Annotated in this window: 17 protein-coding genes; 13 read left to right on the top strand and 4 right to left on the bottom strand. The window is 72.6% G+C overall.

Going from position 1 to position 17373, the window contains the following annotated elements:
* Positions 1-35 precede the first annotated feature (35 nt).
* Entirely contained in the window at positions 36-707 is a 672-nt protein-coding gene (locus EDF51_RS18295) for a class I SAM-dependent methyltransferase (protein WP_132100814.1), read from the bottom strand.
* A 175-nt stretch (positions 708-882) separates the two neighbouring features.
* Positions 883-1632 (bottom strand): FadR/GntR family transcriptional regulator, encoded by a 750-nt coding sequence (locus tag EDF51_RS18290; protein WP_111086527.1) that lies wholly within the window; start codon positions 1630-1632, stop codon positions 883-885.
* A 180-nt stretch (positions 1633-1812) separates the two neighbouring features.
* Between EDF51_RS18290 and EDF51_RS18285 the strand changes: the two genes are divergently transcribed.
* Genes EDF51_RS18285 through EDF51_RS18260 form a run of 6 tightly spaced genes read left to right on the top strand, consistent with a single transcriptional unit; the run spans position 1813 to position 7993 of the window.
* Positions 1813-3210, top strand: coding sequence for an MFS transporter (locus tag EDF51_RS18285; protein WP_131881665.1), 1398 nt, complete (start codon positions 1813-1815; stop codon positions 3208-3210).
* On the top strand, positions 3207-4925 hold the full coding sequence (locus tag EDF51_RS18280) for a dihydroxyacetone kinase family protein (RefSeq protein ID WP_134195960.1): 1719 nt from the start codon (positions 3207-3209) through the stop codon (positions 4923-4925). Before EDF51_RS18285 ends, EDF51_RS18280 begins: the two co-directional genes overlap by 4 nt.
* Before the next feature lie 11 nt (positions 4926-4936).
* Positions 4937-5422 carry a ribose-5-phosphate isomerase gene (locus tag EDF51_RS18275; protein ID WP_134195958.1) on the top strand — a complete coding sequence of 162 codons (486 nt, stop codon included), beginning with the start codon at positions 4937-4939 and terminating at the stop codon, positions 5420-5422.
* Positions 5422-6237: a triose-phosphate isomerase family protein gene (locus EDF51_RS18270; RefSeq protein ID WP_134195956.1), complete on the top strand. Its 816-nt coding sequence runs from the start codon at positions 5422-5424 to the stop codon at positions 6235-6237. The genes EDF51_RS18275 and EDF51_RS18270 overlap by 1 nt, the downstream gene beginning before the upstream one ends.
* Positions 6234-7079: a sugar phosphate isomerase/epimerase family protein gene (locus EDF51_RS18265; protein ID WP_134195954.1), complete on the top strand. Its 846-nt coding sequence runs from the start codon at positions 6234-6236 to the stop codon at positions 7077-7079. Before EDF51_RS18270 ends, EDF51_RS18265 begins: the two co-directional genes overlap by 4 nt.
* Positions 7076-7993, top strand: coding sequence for a phosphogluconate dehydrogenase C-terminal domain-containing protein (locus EDF51_RS18260; protein ID WP_134195952.1), 918 nt, complete (start codon positions 7076-7078; stop codon positions 7991-7993). Before EDF51_RS18265 ends, EDF51_RS18260 begins: the two co-directional genes overlap by 4 nt.
* Before the next feature lie 80 nt (positions 7994-8073).
* Here EDF51_RS18260 and EDF51_RS18255 read toward each other — a convergent pair whose 3' ends face one another.
* Entirely contained in the window at positions 8074-9597 is a 1524-nt protein-coding gene (locus tag EDF51_RS18255; RefSeq protein WP_134195949.1) for a hypothetical protein, read from the bottom strand.
* Between the two features lie 80 nt (positions 9598-9677).
* Between EDF51_RS18255 and EDF51_RS18250 the strand changes: the two genes are divergently transcribed.
* The 4 genes from EDF51_RS18250 (at position 9678) to EDF51_RS18240 (ending at position 12450) form a co-directional block, all read left to right on the top strand.
* On the top strand, positions 9678-10439 hold the full coding sequence (locus tag EDF51_RS18250) for an SDR family NAD(P)-dependent oxidoreductase (RefSeq protein WP_134195947.1): 762 nt from the start codon (positions 9678-9680) through the stop codon (positions 10437-10439).
* A 309-nt stretch (positions 10440-10748) separates the two neighbouring features.
* On the top strand, positions 10749-10916 hold the full coding sequence (locus EDF51_RS20060) for a hypothetical protein (protein ID WP_159572230.1): 168 nt from the start codon (positions 10749-10751) through the stop codon (positions 10914-10916).
* A 44-nt stretch (positions 10917-10960) separates the two neighbouring features.
* The gene (locus EDF51_RS18245; protein WP_134195945.1) at positions 10961-11836 is read left to right on the top strand and encodes an alpha/beta hydrolase; all 876 of its coding nucleotides are present in this window, start codon (positions 10961-10963) and stop codon (positions 11834-11836) included.
* Positions 11837-11934: 98 nt separating this feature from the next.
* Complete coding sequence (locus tag EDF51_RS18240; RefSeq protein ID WP_131922683.1) at positions 11935-12450, top strand: hypothetical protein; 516 nt, start codon at positions 11935-11937, stop codon at positions 12448-12450.
* Positions 12451-12501: 51 nt separating this feature from the next.
* Here the strand turns inward: EDF51_RS18240 and EDF51_RS18235 are convergent, their stop codons facing one another.
* Positions 12502-13977, bottom strand: a complete 1476-nt coding sequence (locus EDF51_RS18235) for a PLP-dependent aminotransferase family protein (protein ID WP_166673591.1) — start codon at positions 13975-13977, stop codon at positions 12502-12504.
* A 34-nt stretch (positions 13978-14011) separates the two neighbouring features.
* Here EDF51_RS18235 and EDF51_RS18230 point away from each other — a divergent pair, with 34 nt between their 5' ends.
* The 3 genes from EDF51_RS18230 (at position 14012) to rlmN (ending at position 17192) form a co-directional block, all read left to right on the top strand.
* The gene (locus tag EDF51_RS18230) at positions 14012-14746 is read left to right on the top strand and encodes a pyridoxamine 5'-phosphate oxidase family protein (protein ID WP_134195941.1); all 735 of its coding nucleotides are present in this window, start codon (positions 14012-14014) and stop codon (positions 14744-14746) included.
* A 172-nt stretch (positions 14747-14918) separates the two neighbouring features.
* On the top strand, positions 14919-15869 hold the full coding sequence (locus EDF51_RS18225) for a C40 family peptidase (RefSeq protein WP_134195939.1): 951 nt from the start codon (positions 14919-14921) through the stop codon (positions 15867-15869).
* A 90-nt stretch (positions 15870-15959) separates the two neighbouring features.
* Entirely contained in the window at positions 15960-17192 is a 1233-nt protein-coding gene (gene rlmN / locus EDF51_RS18220; protein WP_111086542.1) for a 23S rRNA (adenine(2503)-C(2))-methyltransferase RlmN, read from the top strand.
* The last annotated feature ends 181 nt before the right edge of the window (positions 17193-17373 follow it).

Raw genomic sequence — 17373 nt, 5'->3', positions numbered from 1 at the left:
GCCGGGCGCTGCACCGTCCGGCGCTGCAGTCGTCGTCAGCGCGCGCGGCGGACCAGCACCACGCTGTCGAGGACCTCGTGCGGGTCGCCGTCGGGAGTCGTCGCGGTGCGCGGCCGGAGTTCGGCGGCGACGACGTCCCACGAGCCGTCGAGCTGCAGGGCCGTCAGGTCTTCGTCGGGCGTCGGGAACCGGTACTCCCGCATCTCGGCCGGCAGGTCGTCGTGCGGTGGGGCGGCATGCGCGGTGACGAGCAGGTGCCCACCGCCCGCGACGAACCCGGTCGCCCGGCGCAGGATCTCCGCGCGGGGGATCTCCACCGGCCACGACTGCAGGAACGACGCCGTCACCAGGCCGAAGCGCGCAGCCGTCTCCCACGTGGCGAGGTCGGCAGCGACGAACGCCGTCCGTTCCTCGACCCCGGCCGACACGGACGCCCGCGAACCGCGCTCGATCGCCGTCACCGACAGGTCGACCCCGAGTGCGTCCCAACCCTGCTCGGCGAGCCAGACGACGTCGCCGCCCTCACCGCAGCCGAGGTCGAGCGCGCGGCGCGCACCGCCGCCCGGCGCCGTCGGCAGCGCCCCGGCGACGTCGGCCAGCACCGCGTTCACCCGACCCGACCAGATCCCGTCGCGCTCGGCGTACCGCTGCTCCCACCAGTCGCGGGCCGAGCCGACGCCATCGGTCGTGGTCTCGTGTGCATGCATCCGCCCACTCCAGCGCACCCGCCGGGCCCGACCCAAGCCCTGTTGCCGCCCCGGCAACGTCGCACGGTGCGAGCCGGACCCGCACCGCGCCTCCCGGCCGCCCGATCGTGAGCAGAAGATGTCGGGTCGGCGCCACGGACCCGACCATTTCTGCTCACGAAGCGCACGCGCCCCGCTACTCGGCGGGAGGGATGGGCTCCGCGTTCTCGATGCGGGCGCTCGCCGTGGCCATGTGCTCGTCCATCGCACGCTGCACGGCGGGCACGTCGCCGGCCCGGAGCGCCTCGTAGATCGCGCGGTGTTCGTCGTAGGCGGCCTCCGTGGCCTGGCGGGTCTGCACGCGGCGGCCGACCCACACGCTGAGCATCGAGCGCAGGCTCTGCAGCAGGTCGCCGAGCACGTCGTTCCCCGCGGCCCGGGCGAGCAGGACGTGGAAGCGGACGTCGGCGTCGATGAAGGCCTCGGGGTCGTCGAGCGTGGCCTCTTGCCGGACGAGGTACTCGCCGAGCTCCGCGACCTGCTCGGGCGTGGCGCGCTGCGCGGCGAGGATCGCGACCGTGCGCTCGAGCGACGACCGGACCTCGAGCAGCTCGCGGGTGCGGTTCGACGCGAGCATGAGGCCCCACGACAGCGTCGTCGGCAGCAGGTCCGAGGTGCCGCCCTGCAGGTACGTGCCCGAGCCGGGCCGGATCTGCACGATCCCCAGGATCTCGAGGGCCGCCAGGGCCTCGCGAACGGCGGAGCGGCCGACACCGAGCCGCTCGGCCAGGATCCGCTCGGACGGCAGTCGCGAACCGGGGGCCAGCTCGCCCGCGGTGAGCAGGGACACGAGCTGTCGGGCGACCTCGGAGGCGGGCGACCCCGCGGGCACGGACTCGAGTTCGAGTCGGATGTTGAGGGGGTCGTCCGGGCTGAACGCGGGCATGCAGTGAGCGTACCGTTCGGTCAACCGGTTGGGCTTCGAGGCACTGGGAATGGTTTGGTCAACCGGTTGACAAGTCGGATTTGAATCCGCACACTGGACCAGGCGCACCGATGCGCCCGCTCCGTCCGGGCGCAGCAGCACGGGTCGGAGTCGTACCACCCCCACCGAGCAGGAGTCATCGTGGACATCCCCGCCACGCGAGGCATCCCCACCTCGGTCGTCGAGAAGACGGCCATCCGCAAGATCGCGATCCGCATCGTGCCGTTCGTGGCACTGATGTTCTTCATCAACTTCCTCGACCGCACCGCGATCTCCTTCGCGGCCCCGAACGGCATGGAGGCGGACCTCGGTCTGACCGCCGCCCAGTTCGGGTTCGCCTCCGGCGTGTTCTTCATCGGCTACCTCGTGCTCGAGGTGCCCTCCAACCTGGCGCTGCACAAGTTCGGCGCGCGCATCTGGCTCGCGCGCATCATGATCACGTGGGGCATCGTCTCGCTGCTCTTCACGTGGGTGCAGAACTACCCGCAGCTCGTCGGGCTGCGCTTCCTGCTCGGCATCGCCGAGGCCGGCTTCTTCCCCGGCGCGATCCTGTTCCTGTCGACGTGGGTGCCCGCCCGGCACCGCGGCAAGATGCTCGCGCTGTTCTACTTGGCCCAGCCCCTGACGAGCGTCATCGGCTCCCCGCTCGCCGGCTGGCTGATGACCCACGAGGGCATGCTCGGCGGCCTGGCCGGCTGGCGCTTCATGTTCCTGTGCGTCTCGATCCCGGCGATCATCGTCGGCGTCCTGTGCCTCTTCGTGCTCAAGGACAAGCCGTCGCAGGCGAAGTGGCTCGATGAGGACGAGAAGCTGTGGCTCGAGGGTGCCCTCGCAGCCGAGAACAAGGCCAAGGGCGGGGGAGGCGGGCACGCCAAGGGCGGTCTCCGTGCAGCCTTCGGTTCCGGCCGCGTCTGGATGCTCGCCGCGGTCTACTTCGGCTTCATCTACGGCCTCTACGCACTGAGCTTCTTCCTGCCGACGATCATCGACGGCTTCCAGGAGCAGTTCGGCACCACGTTCGACCTGTTCCAGAAGGGCATGATCACGGCGATCCCGTACGTCCCCGCCGCGGTCGTCCTCTACTTCTGGTCGCGTGACGCCTTCCGCCGTGGCGTCCGGGTCTGGCACATCGCAGTCCCCGCGCTCGTCGGTGGCCTGAGCATCCCGGTCGCGCTCTACATGAACAGCCCGGCCGCCACGATCGCCGTCATCGCGGTCACCGCGTGTGCGATCTTCGCCGCGCTGCCGAACTTCTGGACCGTGCCGACGCAGTTCCTGACCGGTGCCGCCGCTGCCGCGGGAGTCGCGCTCATCAACACGATCGGCAACCTCGGTGGGTTCGCCGCCCCGTACATCACGGGCGTCGTCAGCGGGTGGACCGGCGGCTACCAGGTCCCGATGTTCATCGTCGGCTTCTTCATGGTGCTGTCGAGCGTGCTGATGTTCGTGCTCGGTCGGAACACCAAGCGGAACGAACGACGGGACGCCGACGCTGCGGCGCAGGCCACGACGACCACGACCCAGGAGAGCCACGCATGACCCGCCTGTTCAACGACCCGGCCGACTTCGCCGACGAGATGGTCGACGGCTTCGTGGCCGCGAACCAGGCCCGGGTCCGCAAGGTCCACGGCGGCGTCGCCCGCTCGACCACCAGCCCCGAGGGGACCGTCGCGCTCGTCGTCGGCGGTGGCTCCGGCCACTACCCGGCCTTCGGCGGACTCGTCGGGCACGGTCTGGCAGCCGGTGCGGCGATGGGGAACCTCTTCGCCAGCCCGAGCGCCCAGCAGGTCACGGCGGTGGCGAAGGCGTCCGAGCACGGCGGCGGCGTGCTGCTGAGCTACGGCAACTACGCCGGCGACGTGCTCAACTTCGACGCCGCGGCGCGGGCACTGGCCGACAGCGGGATCGACGTCCGCACCGTGCGGGTGACCGACGACGTCGCCTCCGCCCCGAGCGCCGAAGCCCACAAGCGTCGTGGCATCGCCGGTGACCTCTGCGTCTTCAAGGTCGCCGGTGCCGCAGCGGAACGCGGGGACGACCTCGACGCGGTCACCGCGATCGCGACCCGCGCCAACGACCGCACCCGCAGCTTCGGCGTCGCCTTCTCCGGCTGCTCCCTGCCCGGTGCCGACGAACCACTCTTCACCGTCCCCGAGGGCCGGATGGCCATCGGCATGGGCATCCACGGCGAACGCGGCATCGCCGAGGCCGACGTCCCCACCGCGTCCGGACTGGCCGACCTGCTCGTCGACAAGCTGCTCACCGAGCTGCCATCCGGTGTCGTCGTCGACGGGGCACGCGTCGTCCCGATCCTCAACGGCCTGGGCAGCGTCAAGTACGAGGAGCTCTTCGTCGTCTTCGGCGCCGTGCAGCGCGGGCTCGCGGCGGCCGGTGCCGTCGTCGTCGAGCCCGAGGTCGGCGAACTGGTCACGAGCTTCGACATGGCCGGCGTCTCGCTGACGCTCTTCTGGCTCGACGACGAACTCGAGCAGCTCTGGGGCGCGCCCGCCGACAGCCCCGCGTACCGCAAGGGCGGTGCCGTCCCGCAACAGCCGGTCGCACCCGAGGCCCTCGCCGCGGACGAGCAGGCACCGGTCACGCCCGGCACCGAGGCGTCGCAGGCGTCCGCCGCCCGGGTCGCCGAGGCGATCACGGCCATCCGCACCACCATCGACGACCACGCCGACGAGCTCGGTCGGATCGACGCCGTCGCCGGCGACGGCGACCACGGCATCGGGATGCAGCGCGGCTCCACCGCCGCGGACCGCGCCGCTTCGGACGCGGTGACGCGCGGCGCCGGCGCCGGCAGCGTCCTGGCGATCGCCGGAGACGCCTGGTCCGACAAGGCCGGTGGCACGTCCGGCGCGATCTGGGGAGCCGCCCTGGAGGCACTGGGTCGCGTCCTCGGGGACGCGTCACGTCCGACCGCCGCCACGGTCCAGAGCGCGGTACACGCCGCCACCGAGGCGGTCCTCGCGTTCGGCGCCGTCCCCGGCGACAAGACCATGGTCGACGCGATCGTCCCGTTCGACCAGGTCCTCACCGACCGCGTCGCGGCCGGCGACGACCTGGTCCGTGCCTGGTCGGCCGCGTCCGCCGCGGCGACTGCGGCCGCCGACGCGACCGCTGACCTGCTGCCGAAGATGGGCCGCGCCCGCACCCACGGCGAGGACGCGGTCGGCACCCCCGACGCCGGCGCGATCTCGTTCGCCCTGATCACCGCCGCGGTCCTCGCGACGCTGGCCGAGAAGTAAGGAAGCCCCCCATGACCGAGCAGCAGTTCCGCATCGTCGTCGGCTCGGACGACGCCGGGTTCGACTACAAGGAGATCATCAAGGCCGACCTCGCGAAGGACCCGCGCGTGGTCAGCGTCACCGACGTGGGCGTCGACGCGGACGGGCACACCGAGTACCCGCACGTGGCGGTCGATGCTGCACGACTCGTCGCGAACGGTGAGGCCGACCGCGCGATCCTGATCTGCGGCACCGGCCTCGGTGTGGCGATCGCGGCGAACAAGGTCCCGGGCATCCGCGCAGTCACCGCGCACGACTCGTTCAGCGTCGAGCGTTCGGTCCTGTCGAACGACGCCCAGGTCCTCTGCATGGGCCAGCGGGTCGTCGGCGTCGAGGTCGCCCGCCGGATGGCTCGCGAGTGGTTGGGCTACACGTTCGACCCGTCCTCCGCCAGCGCGTCGAAGGTCGCCGCGATCTGTGCCTACGACGGCTCGGCCCCGGTCGGGACCGACGCCTGATGCCGGCGACCACGGCGGCGGCCCCGATCACGATCGGGGTGTCGCTCAAGATGTACTTCGGGCACGCCCGGACGCTCGAGTGGGCGGCCGCCGTGGCCGACATCGCCCGGACCCACCCGGCGGTGCAGTCCGGCGCCGTCGAACTCTTCGTCATCCCGACGTTCCCGTCGCTCGTGCCGGTGCACGCCGTGCTCGAGCGCACCCCGGTGCTCCTCGGCGCGCAGGACCTGGCCTGGGCCGACGAGGGTGCCTTCACGGGTGAGGTGTCCGGCCGCGAACTCCGCGAGGTCGGGGTCGACCTGGTCGAGATCGCGCACGCCGAGCGTCGCTCCCTGTTCCACGAGTCCGACCAGGACATCGCCGGCAAGGTGCACGCCGCCTTCCGCAACGGCCTGCGTCCCCTCATCTGCATCGGTGAGACCGACCGCGCGGCCGACGGCGATCCGTCCGCTGCCGTCGCCGAGGTCACCGCGCAGCTCGACCGCTTCGTCGCAACGGCCGTCGCCGACGGGCTCGCCGGACCGGTCATCGCCGCCTACGAGCCGGTCTGGGCCATCGGTGCACCGCAGCCCGCTCCCGACGAGCACATCGTCGCGGTGCTCGCGGGCATCGAGCAGCACCTGGCGAACCGGCCGGAGCTCGCCGGGTCGGTCGTCATCTACGGCGGCAGCGCCGGGCCGGGCCTGCTCACCCGGGGACGGGGCGGCATCGGCGGCCTGTTCCTCGGCCGCTTCGCCCACGACCCCGAGGCGATCCGCACGATCCTCGACGAAGCCGAGGCGCTGGCTGCGACGCAGGACGGAGCACCGGCGTGACCTCCCTGCTCGGCCTCTCCACCTACGCCTACTTCTGGCGCATGTCCGACCGTGTGCTGGCACCGCTGTCCCTCGACGACGCCCTACGCGACGCCGCGGCCCACGACGGCGTCGACCTGTTCCAGATCTGCGACCACCTGCCGCTCGACACCGCGTCCGACAACCGGTTGGGCGCGATCCAGACGCTGGCCGACGACCTCGGGCTCACGCTCGAGGTCGGCACCCGCGGCACCGACCCGGCGCACCTCGCTCGGTACCTGCACGTCGCGCAGGTGCTCGGTGCGACGCTCGTCCGGTCGATGTGGACGAGCGGCGACGACCAGCCGGACGCCGCCGAGACCGAACGCCGTCTGCGCCAGGCGCTCCCCGCCTACGAGGCGGCCGGGGTGACGCTCGCCCTCGAGACCTACGAGTTCGTGGCCACCGCCGACCTCGTCGCGGTCGTCCAGGCGATCGGCTCCGACCACCTCGGCATCTGCCTGGACCCGGCGAACACCGTCGCACGGCTCGAACACCCCGCCGACGTCGTCGCGATGACCGCCCCGCACGTCGTCAACTGGCACGTCAAGGACTCCGGGTTCACCCGGTCGCCGGGGTGGGTCGGCTTCCAGTACACCGGCGTCCCGATGGGCACCGGGGTCGTCGACCACGACAGCATCCGCGCCGCGATCGACCCCGACGCCCGCGGGATCAACCGCGTCATCGAGTTCTGGCTGCCCTGGCAGGACGAGCACGCGGGCGCCGAACCACGACCGGGCGAGACGCCCGCACAGACCACCACCCGCATCGAGGCGGCGTGGACCGAACACACCATCGAGCACATCAGGAGCAAGGAATCATGACCGACACCGTCACCACCCCCCACACCGTCGCTGCCGGATCCGGTACGGCCGACGTCACCGTCGCCGTGATCGGTGCCGGCGGCAAGATGGGCACCCGCGTCTCGAACAACTTCGCGAAGAGCGAGTACACGACGCTCTACAGCGAGGCCTCGCCCGCCGGGCAGGAGCGCATCCAGGCCCTCGGCCGGTCACTCACCGACAGCCTCGACGCTGCCAAGGTCGCCGACGTGGTCATCCTCGCCGTGCCGGACGTCCTGCTCGGCACCATCTCGGAGCAGGTCGTCCCGGTCATGAAGTCGGGTGCCAGCATCCTGACGCTCGACCCGGCCGCCGCCTACGCCGGACTGCTCGCCAAGCGCGAGGACATCCACTACGCCGTGGCGCACCCGTGCCACCCGTCGGTGTTCCTCGAGCGCACCACCAAGGCCGAGTGGGACGACACCTTCGGCGGCATCGCCGCCCCGCAGGAGGTCATCGCGGCCTTCGACGCGTCCGAGTCGCTCGGCGACGAGGACGACCGTGCCAAGGCGATCGCCGAGGCCGTCATCACCACCATGTACGCCCCCGTCATCCAGGTGCACTGGGTCACCGTGAAGCAGCTGGCCGTGCTCGAGCCGACCCTGGTCGAGACGATCGCCTGCATGATCGGCGACTTCCTCAACGACGCCCTCGAGGAGACCGTCACCGGCGTCGGCGTGCCCCGCGAGGCCGCCCGCGCCATGCTCTACGGCCACACCTGGATCGCGCTGACCAACGGGCTGCGCGGCTCGAACCCGTTCTCGGACGCCTGCCACATCGCCATGGGCTACGGCCGCGAGAAGCTCATCAAGGAGGACTGGAAGCAGGTCTTCGACGACAGCGAGCTCGACAGCGTCATCGCCAAGATGCTCAAGATCGACGCCGTCCGCCGCTGACGTTCGTCTGATCCGCGAAAGCGACAGATTCCCGCCGACCATCGGCGGGAATCTGTCGCTTTCGCGGTACTCACCGCCCGCTACCCCGGCAGCGGCCCGCCGCGGGGTCCCCAGGCTTCGGCGAGGGTGATCGAGGCGACCCCCGGCACCGTCAGCGCCTCCACGGACGCCGCGAACCACGCCTGTGCCGCGGCCGAGTGCTGCGCCGGATCGGTCGCGTCCGCCACGAACTGCGGCCCGTACCCGGCCTCGACCGTCGCATCGGTCACGACGGGGCGCGCGGAGGTCGCCACCGCGTTGAACCGTGGCCGCAGCGTCACCGGTCCGACGTGGAGCGCCCTGCCGGCGGCCAGCCTGGAGGCGCTCATCACCACCCAGCGCTGCATCCGGATCGACTCGGTCACCTGTTCGGGCGACCGGTCGTGCATCTGCGGCGTCACGCTGAACGTCAGGGGCCCGTCCCAGTCGCGGAACAGGTCGACGGTCCGGTTCAGCTCCGTGAAGTGCGCGCGGGTGCCCGCCACGACCTCGAGGTCGCCCACAGCAGCCGCGGCGTCACGCAGGGCCTGCTGCAGCGCCGGGGTCGTCACGTGCGAGGTCGGGTCGAACGCGCCGATCCGCACGACCGCGCCCGAGTCGAGCACGTCGTCGATCGCGGCACGCAGCCGATCCGGGTCGTCGGTGACGAACCGGACGTCGAGCGGACCGCCACCCGCATCGCGTCGCGCCGAGGCCAGCACGGCCCCGACGTTCGGATCGCCGAGCACGGGTTCGACCAGGACGGGCACGCCGAGTGGGCGCGCGTCGGCAGGGCGCCCAGCCGCCGGGGCCGAGGCAGCGAGCAGCTGGAGCGTCGGCGGCGGGGTGACCACCGCGGTGGGAGCCGGCCCGTCCAGGAACGCGAGGTCCGGGGCGGGGGAGGCCGTGCCTCCCGGTCGGTCGTCCGTCGTCGCGCGCAGCGTGAGCGACTGGTGGACCACGGAACCCGCGTCGAGCGCGACGGGGAACGGTTCGGACAGCGGCGTCGAGTAGGTCTTGAACGAGGCATCGGTCCAGTTGCGCTGGTCCTCGGTCTCGAACACGTCGCCGGCCAAGTCGAGCGTCAGCGCGACCCGACCCGTCGACCAGTCCAGCCCCGACAGGTCGGCGGCCGGCTGGTGCGGCGCGATCCAGGTCGGGAACGCGGCCGCGGTGGCGGTGCCGGACGGGTGCCGCGCGGTGAACGGCACGCCGGCGAGGGTCGGCGGGTGGAGCACGACCAGGCCGATGCGGTTGCGGCGGAACGGCGTCGTCGTGGTGCCGACCGCGTCGACGTGCAGGGTGGGGCCGTCGACGGTGACCTCGAGGGTGTACCGGAGCACCTCGGTGTCGTCATAGTGGGCGCTGGCCTCGATGCGGAGGCGCCCGCTGCTGCCTGGGCCGGAGGACAGCGTCTGGGTGAGCACGGTGTCGTCGGCGGTGCGCCAGTCGTGGTCACGCGTCACGAAGCGGATCGCCCGCAGGGCCGGTTCGCCGTCGTACGCCAGGTCGGCGAGCTCGGCACCGCGCAGCGTGAACCGCCACGCACCGATCGACACCGTAGTGCCCATCGACGTCAGAGTCATGGCTCATGACTACCACCGGTCAACCGGTTGGGCAATGATGGGTCCGTGGAGCGACGACGCTCCCAGGACGGAGTTCCCGCATGACCGCACGACTCGACCACAGGACCGCACTCGTCACGGGGGCGGGCTCCGGCATCGGCCGTGCGATCGCGGACCGGTTCGTCGCCGAGGGAGCGCGCGTGGTCTACGCCGACCGGGACGCGACGGCGGCGGGCGCCGCAGCAGCGGCAGCCGGCGCGCTCGCGCTGCCGCTCACCATGGACATCGCCGACGAGACGAGCGTCGCGGCCGGGTTCGCCGCCCTCGCGGAGCGCGACCTGACGCCCGACGTGGTCGTCGCGAACGCCGGCGTGCAACTTTTCGGGCAGGACGCTGCGGTCGCGGACGTGTCGCTCGACACCTGGAACCGCACGGTCGCGGTGAACCTGACGGGCACGTTCCTGACCGTGAAGCACGCCGTCCGGGCGATGCTCGCGGCCGGCGGCGGCGGGTCGATCATCGCGACGGGCTCACCCACCGGGCTGAACGGCGAGGGTGCGGACTTCGCGGCCTACTCCTCGACCAAGGGCGGTATCCACTCGCTCGTCCGCGCGACCGCGATGGCCTACGCGCGGGACGGCATCCGGGTGAACACCGTCGTGCCGGGCTACACCGAGACCGGGCTCGTCTCGACGATCTCGGGCGACCCCGAAGCGCGGGCCGCGATCGTCGCCCGCACGCCCCTCGGTCGCCCCGGGACCCCCGACGACGTCACCGGGATCATGGTCTACCTGGCCAGCGCGGAGTCGTCCTACGCGACGGGCGCCGAGTTCCGCGTCGACGGCGGCATGACGAGCCTCTGACCGCGGCCGTTCCGCGGCGGGGCCGGGCGGGGCCGTTCCGCGAAAGCGACAGTGTGCCGCCAACGGTTCGCGGCACACTGTCGCTTTCGCGAATGTGACGGCGCGCGGCCGACGAGATCTGTCGCCTTCGCAGCACGCACCTGCACCCCGACCGGGAGGCCCGGCGCAGCCCCGTCAGGCCGGCGTGCGTGAGCCCGATCGTCGCGCTCTCCGGCCTTTGGCCATGGAACGCAGGCCCCCGTCCGGGGGTACGGCGTCCGGGTACTTTCGGCTGCAGCGAACCACTCGCTATTCAGGGAGAAAACCACGATGACGAACTACGAATCCGCCGACGGGGTGGAGCCCGTCCAGGTCACCACCTACCGTCTCGTCCGCAAGGCCGCCCGACGTGGTTGGGCCGTGCCCACCGACGAGGCCGAACCGTCCCTCGCCGACCTCGTGAGCACCCGCGGCTCCGCGCGCCCCGAGGCCCGCTGACCCCGCCACCGACGCCGCTTTGGGGCCAGCAGTATCGTCGGCTCATGCCCCCTTCGACCCGAGCGGTCACCCGTGGCGTCGAGGTCGGGACCCGAGGTTCCGACAGCGGCGTCCCCGTACTGGTCCTGCACGGCAGCCCCGGTGGCATCGACGTCGCCGAGCTGATGGCTACGTTCCTGCCGTCCGAGGACTTCCGCGTGGTCACGGTCTCGCGACCGGGCTACCTCGGCACCCGGCTCGACGCCGAGCACCCCACGATCGACGACGAGGCCGACCAGCTCGCCGGGGTCCTCGACGACCTCGGCATCGACCGGGTCGGCGTGCTCGCCTGGTCCGGTGGTGCTCCGGCCGCGTACCGACTGGCGGTCCGCCACCCAGATCGGACCAGGGCGCTCGCCGTCGCCTCCGGGGTGTCCGGTCGCTGGGTCCCCGGGCCGGCGGGACCCGCCGCACGACTCGTGACCGACACCGCGTTCGGCGCCGGTCTGGCAGCGGCCGCTGCGCGCACCGCCCCGGCTGCCGCGGCTCGCGCTGCGGTGGCCGGCGTGAGCACCCTGCGCGGCGGTGCTCTGCGGGAACACGTCGCCGGCGTCCTGGCCGACCCGGAGCGGCGGGCGTTCCTGCTCGGCCTCGCCCGGACCGGCAACGCCTCCGGACCCCGACGCGCCGGCTGGGACAACGACGTGCGCCAGCTCGCGGCCGTCGAGTCGCTCGACCTCGGTGCAGTCCGGGCCCCGACGCTCCTGGTGCACGGCGACGCCGACACCGAGGTCCGACCGGACGACAGCACCCGCGCCGCCGCAGCGATCCCCGGCGCCGAGCTCGTCACGCTGCCGGGTGGCACGCACTTCGCACTCTGGGACCACCGCGACGCCGCCGCCGTGCAAGAACAGATGCGCGCACACCTGCAGCGACCCTGACCACCGGCTCGCCCGCTTGCTCACGATCCGGTATCGACGAGGTCTCGATCTCGACACGACGCCCCGTGCGTGACCACGGCGCTGCCACGATGGCGGGTGTGGCTTCTCTCCGACTCGCACTGCCCCTGGTCGTCGGCGCACTGCTCGCATCCGTCGCCCTGTCGTCGTGCTCGGCCGACGCCTCGTCGGCCCCGGCGCCGACCTCGTCGAGCGCTCGGTCGGCGGACGCAGCGGTGGACGCACCGGCGGCGTCCCCCACGGTGGACCCGATGGAGGAGGACCGAAGCGCCGCGGCCGTCTGCGGGCAGATCAGCGCGCTGTCGACGATCGCCCTGAACGCCTCGGACGGTCGTTCCCGCGGTGCCCTGACCGATGCGCAGTACGGGGCGCTGATCGCGGCGGAGCGCTTCGGGTACGAGCACCTGTCGAGCACCGACGAGCGGCTCGACAACGCCATCGACTACGCGCTCGAGTACCTCGACGCCCACCCGGCACCCGCGTCGGGGCCGGCGCTCCAGGACAGCCCCGAGTGGGAGCTCGTCGGGCGCACCCTGAACACCGCGTGCCAGCAGGCCGGATCGAACGTGGTGGCGACCGCTCAGTCCGGCGGCTGATCGCGACTCGTCCGGCGGCCAGAGCGCATCGGGGCACCAAGAACACCAGGGTCACGCAACGGTCTCGGTCCGCTCGACCGACGCGATCAGCGCATCGAGGGCACGGTCGAGCTCCGGCACCGTCACCGCCCCGTACCCCAGCACGACCCCGGCCGGCGTGCTGCCCGGAGCGATCCCGTACTCCTCGAGCGTCGAGACGAGCACGCCGGCACCGGCCATCCGCGCCGCGACCTCCTGCCCGGTCGCCGGACCCGACCACACGACCACCGCGTGCAGTCCGCCGGTCAGGGCACGGGCCTCCAGTCCGGCGACGCCGTCGAGCCGCGCCGCGATCCGGGCGCGACGGTGCGTGTAGTCGCGCCGGACCCGGCCGAGGTGCCGGCGGAGCGCACCGGTCCGGAGCAGGTGCGCGAGCGCGATCTGCACGGGCTCGGCGACGACCGCGCCGCGGGCACGACGGGCAGCGAGCACCGCGTCGACGACCCCGGCCACGGCCCCGGCCCAGACCGGCCCGCCTGCCGCCCTGGGCAGCACGACGTACGAGCAGCGCAGCCGCGGGTCGAGCGTCTTCGAGAACCCGCCGACGTGCAGCACCACCCCCTCGGCATCGAGCGCCGCGAGTGCGGGCACGGGGCTGCCGCGGTGCCGGAACTCGGAGTCGTAGTCGTCCTCGACCACGAGCGTGCCCGTCGCCGCAGCCCAGGCGAGCAGCCGCTGCCGTCGCGCCACCGGCATCACCGAACCGAGCGGGTACTGGTGCGTCGGTGTGACGAGCACGACGTCGACCGGCGATGCGGCGGTCAGGGCGTCGAGGTCCATCCCGTCGTCGTCGAGCGGGATGCCGACCACGGTCCCGCCCGCGCTCAGCACCGCACGCTGACCGGTCCGGTACCCCGGGTCCTCGACCGCGAACACGGGTGCGCGACCGAGGTGCACGCGGAGCGCCTCGGTGACGAGCGACAACGCCTCGGAGGTCCCCGCGGTCAGCAGCACCCGGTCGACCGACGGCGCGAATCCGCGACTCAGGCCGAGCTGCGCGACCACCTGCGCTCGCAGCTCCACGGTGCCGAGGGGGTCCGCGACCGCGTTCCGCAGTGGGGCGTCGGCCGCCGCCCGCCAGGCCGCGCGCCAGTCCCGCTGCGCGATCGCGGTGACGGCGGGGACCCCGGGGCGGCAGTCGATGGTCCGGGCGGCGGCCATCGCCGTCGCACCCGGGTCCGACGCTGGCAGCAAGTCCCCAACGGCGCCGCCCCGGCCGCCCATGCTCGCCACGTCGCCTGTGCCAGCCGACGCGACGACCCGCGCCACGGCACCGTGCCGCGTCCGGATCCAGCCCTCGCCGTCGAGCTGGTCGTAGGCGGCGACGACCGTTCCGCGTGCGACGCCGAGCTCGGCGGCCAACGCCCGGGTCGAGGGCAGCGGATCGCCCTCGCGCAGCGTGCCGTCGTGGACCATTCGCCGGATGCGCTCGACGACCCCTGCGGTCTTGCCGGACTGGTCCACCACGATCACCTCGATCTGGTCCACGCACCGGACCACTGTCGAACCTAGCGTGGCCCGCATGAGCACCCCGAACCCCGTCGACGGCCCCGACCTGCGCGTCCGACGCATCCGCGAGCGCCAGTCCGACGACCCCGCCGTCCTCCGGGCGATCCTCGCCGAGGCCCACCTCGCCCACGTCGGGTTCGTCCGCGGCGGCCACCCGATCGTGCTGCCCTTCCTGTGCGGCGTCGGCGACCTCGGCGCCGGCCCGGTCCTGCTGCTGCACGGATCGACCGGCGGCGGCCTCTTCCTCGAAGCAGGTGCCACCGGCGTGCAGGTCGCAGCGACGGTCACGCACCTGGACGGGCTCGTGTTCGCCCGTTCGACCTTCGACAGCTCGGCGAACTACCGCAGCGCGATGATCGCGGGCGCCGCGACGGTCGTGCCGCCTGAACTTCGCACCGAGGCGCTCTGGCAGGTCTCCGACCACCTCATGCCCGGCCGCCGCGACGAGGTCCGCGAGATGACCCCGAAGGAGGTCCGCGCCACCCAGGTCCTGCAGCTGCCCCTCGACCGCGCGAGCGTGAAGGTCCGGTTCCAGGGCAACGGCGAGGCCGCGGACGACGGTGAGGACCACGCCGTCTGGGCCGGCGTGCTGCCGCTCGCGGTCCGCGCCGGCGTCCCGGTGCCGGGGGACATCTCGGGGGACGCCCCGGTGGACGCGTCCGTCGTGGCGCTGGCGGCTCGCCTCGACCGCCTGTCGTCCGACCGGGAGGCCCGGATCGCCGCCGTCATGCGGGTCGCGTCCGTCTGAGGCCGGGTCTTCAGGCCCCTGGGCGCGGATCCGCCGCATCTGAGCGACCTGCGAGGACCGCCCGTTCCTGTGACGAGCCGCAGGAACACTCCGGGACTGCCCAGCCTCGATCCGCCCCGTGACCAATACGTTACTTTCCGGATCGCCCAGCGGTCCCGACCCGGAAGGACCCATGGGACGCCACGCCCTGCCTGCAGCAGCCGAAGACCGACAGCCCTCGCGAGGGACCCCGCACACCGCGGTGGAACCCGCTCCGGCGTCTCCGCAGCCGCAGCTGTCCCGTCCCCGTGGTCGTCGCTCGGCCCTCGGTCCCGCTGCTGCCCGGGCCACGTTCGTGGAGCACCCGAAGCCGACCCGCACCGTCCGGATGCAGCCGCGTCCGCTCCCGGTCGCTTCGAGCGCCGGTGCGGCCGTCCTGAGCCGGAAGGCCGTCCTGCGTGCCGAGCGGGCCGTCGACCCGCGGCACATCCGCCGCACCGCGAACGCCAAGCGTGCCGCGATCCTGCTCGCGCCCGCGATCGCCGTGACCTCGAGCCTGACCCTGGCCGTGCCGGCGAACGCGGCGACCCCGGTCGACACGCAGCAGGGCACGACGACCTCGCAGGCCGCGCAGACCTTCACCGTGGCGCACGACGTCAAGGTCCCCGTCGTCACGACCGACGGCATGACCACCACGACCACGGTCGTCTCGTACCCGACGCTCGACCTGCGCTTCGGGGTGACGACGGCCCAGGCGCAGTCGGCCCTGTCGGCGGCGCTGTCCGTCGGCGGCGACCGCGCCACCATCGTCGAGACCGCCCTGCAGTACATGGGGGACCCGTACGTCGAGGGCGGCGCGAGCCACGAGGGCATCGACTGCTCCGGCCTGACGATGGTCGCGTACGCGGCGGTCGGCATCCCGCTCGTGCACTACGTCCCGACGCAGGACGCCGCGGCGACGACGATCCCCGAGTCCGAGGCGCTGCCCGGCGACATGGTCGTGTACGACGACGAGGACCACGTCGGGCTGTACCTCGGCCAGGGACTCGTGCTGCAGGCACCGCACCCGGGCGAGGTCGTCGACATCGTGCCGATGTACTCGGCCGCGCACCACTTCGCGCGCCTGCTGCCCGCCGGCAGCTGATCCGACGCAGGCGGGGCCGTCGACGGTGACCATCCCGGCCACCGGAGGGTCCGGCACCGACGTGTCACGGGCCTCCCGTATCCTGGCCTGATGGCTTCCGACACCCGTACCCCGTTCGAACAGCAGCAGTCTGCTCGTCCGCAGGTGCGCCCGCGCACCGAGGGCTGGAAGCAGGCGACCGACACCGACGGCCGTCCGCTGCTGCAGTTCGCGTCGCCGAAGCGCGGCAAGCCGCCCGTGCACCTCGCCGACCTGACGGCCGAGGAGCGCGAGGCCCGCGTCAAGGAACTCGGGCTGCCGGGCTTCCGCGCGAAGCAGCTCGCGACCCACTACTTCACGCACTACACGTCCGACCCGGACAAGATGACCGACCTGCCGGCCGCCCAGCGCGAGCAGCTCGTCGCCGGGATGCTGCCGCCCCTGCTGACCGAGACCCGGCGGCTGGCGACGGACAACGGCGACACGATCAAGTTCCTGTGGAAGCTGCACGACGGCGCCCTGGTCGAGTCGGTGCTCATGCGGTACCCGGGTCGCATCACGCTCTGCGTCTCGTCGCAGGCCGGCTGCGGCATGAACTGCCCGTTCTGCGCCACCGGCCAGGCGGGGCTGACCCGCAACATGTCCACCGCCGAGATCATCGAGCAGATCGTCCGGGCCAACGCGGCCATCGCCGCGGGCGAGCTCGGGGGCGATCCCCGCAAGGGCGGCAAGGACCGCGTCGACGCCGAGCGCGTCACGAACATCGTGTTCATGGGCATGGGGGAGCCGCTCGCCAACTACAAGCGGGTGATGGACGCCGTGCGGCTGATGGTCGCGCCGCAGCCGAACGGCCTCGGGATGAGTGCCCGTGGCATCACGATCTCGACGGTCGGGCTGGTCCCCGCGATCCTCAAGCTGGCGGACGAGAACATCCCGGTGACCTTCGCGCTGTCGCTGCACGCCCCTGATGACGAGCTCCGCGACGAGCTCATCCCGGTGAACTCGCGCTGGAAGGCCGACGAGGCGATCGACGCCGCGCACAACTACTACGTCAAGACGGGCCGCCGGGTCTCGATCGAGTACGCGCTCATCAAGGACATGAACGACCACGCCTGGCGCGCGGACCTGCTCGCCGAGAAGCTCAACAAGCGCGGCAAGGGCTGGGTGCACGTCAACCCGATCCCGCTCAACCCGACGCCGGGCTCCGTGTGGACCTCGTCCGAGGTGCACGTGCAGGACGAGTTCGTCCGCCGGCTCAACGCCGCGGGCATCCCGACGACCCTGCGCGACACCCGCGGCAAGGAGATCGACGGGGCCTGCGGGCAGCTCGCTGCAGCGGAGTAGCCACGCCGCCGACGGGGACTCCCGGGCCGACACGCCCGGGAGGAACCACGGTTGGCGAGGCCCCCGGAGCCTGTGTAGTGTTACCTCTCGTTGCCACGGCGGCGGAGAACGGAACGGCTGAGACGGTCACTGGGTTTACCCGGGGATCTTGTCCGCCACGGTTCTTCCCCGGGCAGCGGAT

Source organism: Curtobacterium sp. PhB25, from assembly GCF_004365375.1.
Classification (GTDB): Bacteria; Actinomycetota; Actinomycetes; order Actinomycetales; family Microbacteriaceae; genus Curtobacterium.
The sequence above is the reverse complement of the archived record's forward strand: the minus strand, read 5'-3'. Positions and strand labels throughout refer to the sequence as shown.